Genomic DNA, 4,181 nt, shown 5'->3' with positions numbered 1-4,181 from the left:
TTTTGCCCTTTTGCTGGGCGTAATCGGGGCCGGATGCCTGGCAGCGGTCTGTGTGCTCCTTGTGGGAAATGCCATTTCGGACAAGCAGGCCAAGGATACGCTGGAGGCCTGCCGCCTCTCGGCCCAGGCCATAGAGGATGGCAGCAGGGAAGAGAGCAGCCCGGACGATGCCCCATCCCAGAATGAAAGCGCCTCCGATGAAAACGTTTTGCCCGAGGAGACGCAGACAGCCCAACAGGAAAATGCTTCCGGGGACGCCACGGAGGCTCCGGCAGCCGTTGTGAATCCCTACCGTGACAGCTTTCTCGCAAATGAGGATATGGCTGCGTGGCTGCAGATACCCGGCACCAATATAGATTATCCGGTGATGTGGACACCCCGGGACGAGAATTATTACCTTTACCGGGATTTTGAGGGAAATGACAATCAAAACGGCAGTCTGATTCTGGACACCGACAGCAGTCTGGACCCATTGACCACAAATCTGATCATACACGGCCACAATATGCGCTCCGGCGAAATGTTCGGCAACCTGACAGATTATGAGGACCCCGACTACTGTAAAGAGCACAGCCAGATTCTCTTGTATACAAAGGACTGTGAACGCATTTATGAGGTCATCGCCGTGTTTCGTTCACAGGTCTACAAAAAGAGTGATCAGGTATTTAAGTTTTATCAGTTTTTCCAGGCCGACACCCAGGAAGAATTTGATGACTTTTACGAAAACATTATGGCAATGTCACTGTATGACACCGGAGTCAGCGCCCAGTTCGGCGACCGTTTCCTGACGCTCTCCACCTGCGTCTATCATGTGGAGCAGGGGCGGTTCGTGGTCGTCGCCAAAGAAACGGCACAGGGAGACAGCTATCTGCCTTTGACCCAATAGACCCAAAAGGTTCAAAATAAAAAACAATTTTTGTGTCAGGAGGACAAACTATGAAAAAACTGAAAAAATTTATTTCTCTTGTGGCTGCTGCAGCCCTGCTTGTGGTGTTTCCCGGCGGCAATGTGCTTACCGCTTCTGCGGCGGAGCCTGCAGCCTACTATGTAAGGTACGTGGCCGGCGACAACGAATGGCGGTTCCAGAAAGGCTCATCCTGGGATGACAATGCAGAGCATCGGGAGCTCTACTATATGCAGCAGGATATCAAGGATGGAGACACCGTAGTCATCGACGGCACAGGTACGCTCAATGTCACACTCAATGCGCGCCTGGGCAATCTGACCCTGAACAACGCCTCCACTGTTGTAGTGACCACAAACGGAATCGACAGCTGCTATGTGCTGGGAAGCAGTGTTGCGGCTGTCAACGGAGATATCACAAACGCTTATGTATATGACACCTCCAGTGTTACCTTTAACAACAGTATTTCCACCCTGCAGATTCTGGGCTCCTCCGATATCAATGCTAATGTAACCGTTGCAGGCACCGTAGGCCATCTGATCGGAAAAGATAACCTGACCACTTACTATGATTTTTATAATGTAGCGGCAGGAAAACTGGTGATTACAAATGGCACCGTAAAAACAGAGGAGAAGGATTACAGCACCACTCCTTCCGGCACAGCTTCTGAAAGCACACAGCAGAGCACCGCACCGGCACAGGAGTCCAGCTCGCAGTCTTCAGCCCAAACCACTCAAGCTTCACAGTCCTCTGATGCAGACGAGTATGACGATGTTCCCAAAACAGGGGAAAGCAATCTTATTCTGTGGCTTGCTGCTGCAGCTGTAATTTGTCTTGGAGGAAGCTATGGCTTGAAACGATCAGTAAAATAGCCATAATGAGAGGCCGGAAACCCTTAACAGGTTTTCCGGCCTCTGTATTTCATACACGATGACTGCAGGAGCTTCTAGGAATTTACATAAGCTGAAATCAGCTCCCAGACTCCTTCTGTTCCATATCCCAGTCTCCACACGGCAACGCCTCCGATTCCCTGGGCGCTCATCACATTCAGCTTCACACTGATGGAGTCTTCATCTTCAATCCATATCTGATAGGTTGCCGTTCCCTCCGACCATTCTGCATAATTCTGGCAGGTTTCCTCATCCCACTGAGGCGTAACATTCATGCGTGTTAAAAATTCTTCTGTGTTCCGTATGGTGATATATTCATCTGTCACGGTTGTCCCTTCTGTTTTCCAGAGAATGGTATACAGGGGCAGGGCATTTACCACCTTCCCGGCAGGCACCTCCTCCAGCGTCTTGGCAATTCCATTGCTTACATAGTCAATGCTTGCAACGCTTCCCGGGTTCCCGCTTCCGTGCCAGTGCTCGTCATACCCCATAATGATCACATAATCCACCACCTGTCCCTGAATATCCAGACGATAATGATCATTAAAATTGAAGGGCACATAGTTGTCCACCGAGAGCACCAGGCCATTAGAGCGGCACAAAACAGAAAGCTCTCTCAAAAACTGTACAAAATGCGTTCCGCTGTCCACGCCCAGCTGCTCAAAGTCAAGATTGATTCCGTCAAGGCCAAGGCTCAGCGCCGTATCTACGATTCCCTGGACAAGCTTCTGGCGCTTTGAGGTAACCGACAGCACCTGATACTCATCCACCTGCGCGCCTGTCTCATTGCGGTAATTAAAATTGTCCCAGACGCCCCATACCTGAATTCCCATGGCATGAGCCCTTTGTATATATTCCGAGCTTGCAAAGCTCCTGAAATTCCCTTCGTTATCATTTAAGCTAAACCAAGTAGGAGCAATTACATTCATATCCTTCGTCCCGGACACCATGCTCTCCAGGGTATCATTTCCGGCTGCACCCCCGATGGAATGCCATCCCAGGCTTACCTTCCCTTCCATGGCTATGGACGTATATTCCGGCGCTGTGTAATCCGTCACCGGCGTCTCCTGTACAGTGCTCTCATTGGCAAGCCGTTTGTTCTCCACGTATCCGATGATGGAATCCGCTGTCTTTACCTTGCTCCAGGTATCCATCTCCTCCAGTATCTCTACCTGCTCGCCCTCAGAAAGATCACGCAGAATAGGGCTCTTTACCCCTCCCAGCTCTCTCACCCAGGTATCCTTTTTCACATCGGCCAACCGCTTTTCTCCCCACTGAGTATAGACCTGCACATGCCTGTCGTAAATCTCATAGGAAAGATTGGTAAATTTTTTCACATAATCCGCTGCTATATACACCGTGTCATTCTCTATAAAGCTGATGGCATAGCCGTAATCCTGGCTGTCCGTATTGGAAGAATAGCTGCTCTCTCCAATTCCTGACCGGTAGGTTTCCACTGCCGTTGTATACAAAAGCAGATTTTCACTGCGGTCTGCATAAAAGATTTCATTGAAATATTTATGCACCGTTGCCAAGTCAAAGTAGCAGATGCCATCCCTGACTATGGCTTTTTCCTCCACCATCTCATCCTGCAGGATGATCGCCGCCTGTTCCCCCGATACCTGAAAATACGCGTCCAGATCAGCCCGCTCCCTGCTGTAGGAATATCTGTCATACAGCCTGCCGCCAAGCCAGACGCCTCCGATCACAGCAATTAAAAGCAGAGCTACGATAACCGGTAAAATTTTCCTTTTCATAATGTACCTTTCTGAAAATAATTCGTGTTCCTGAATATAACTGTCCATGCCGCCCGCCAAATACCGGCCGTGGGGCAGAACAGTTATATTCTATCACACAATATGACAAATTGCCACTTTTTCTATTAATCTGCGCAGCTGATATGCGCAGTCCTTCAGCATGAGAGGCAATCCTTATGCCGGCAGCAAAAAGCATCCAAATCACGCTTTCTGCTGCCTTACATCAAAAGCGGCATTTTGTCAGAAATTGTACTGACATTTTACGGCAGATCCACCTTGTCAAAGCGCACCTGCTCCACTTTTCCCGCAGGACTTACAATATAATCCGCCATGTAAGCATGCTCCTCCCTGACGGTGCGTTTCAGCGCCTCATCAAAGGAAACCGGCTCTCCATCCACAAAAAATTTTGCGCCTGCCTTCTGCATCTGCTCCAGGGAATCAATCATACTCCTTTCGGCAGCATCAGGTTCTTTCATTGGAATTCCTCCTGTTTCCAAGCTTCCGGACCAAAAGCAGGGGCCAAGGTCTTTTCCCTCGTGCCCTGTGATACATTGATTTTAGCGGAAGCTTTTTTCAGCGCCTTCAGCAGTACATGATTCTGCATTAGTTAAAATTTGCTAATGCTTCTAA

Annotated in this window: 4 protein-coding genes; 2 read left to right on the top strand and 2 right to left on the bottom strand. The window is 49.4% G+C overall.

The annotated features are described in order from the left end of the window. The coding region (locus AC1WIP_RS12390; protein WP_481142118.1) for a class B sortase at positions 1-886 on the top strand (886 nt) is incomplete at its 5' end. A gap of 50 nt (positions 887-936) precedes the next feature. Then, positions 937-1,776: a hypothetical protein gene (locus tag AC1WIP_RS12385; protein ID WP_481142117.1), complete on the top strand. Its 840-nt coding sequence runs from the start codon at positions 937-939 to the stop codon at positions 1,774-1,776. Between the two features lie 74 nt (positions 1,777-1,850). On the opposite strand, the gene AC1WIP_RS12380 is transcribed toward AC1WIP_RS12385, so the two are convergent. Further along, on the bottom strand, positions 1,851-3,551 hold the full coding sequence (locus AC1WIP_RS12380; RefSeq protein WP_481142116.1) for a glycosyl hydrolase family 18 protein: 1,701 nt from the start codon (positions 3,549-3,551) through the stop codon (positions 1,851-1,853). Between the two features lie 260 nt (positions 3,552-3,811). Continuing rightward, positions 3,812-4,027 carry a hypothetical protein gene (locus tag AC1WIP_RS12375; RefSeq protein ID WP_318703550.1) on the bottom strand — a complete coding sequence of 72 codons (216 nt, stop codon included), beginning with the start codon at positions 4,025-4,027 and terminating at the stop codon, positions 3,812-3,814. Positions 4,028-4,181 lie beyond the last annotated feature (154 nt).

The sequence above is a fragment of the Acetatifactor sp. genome (genome assembly GCF_982438285.1).
This window is presented reverse-complemented; position numbering and strand designations above follow the sequence as displayed.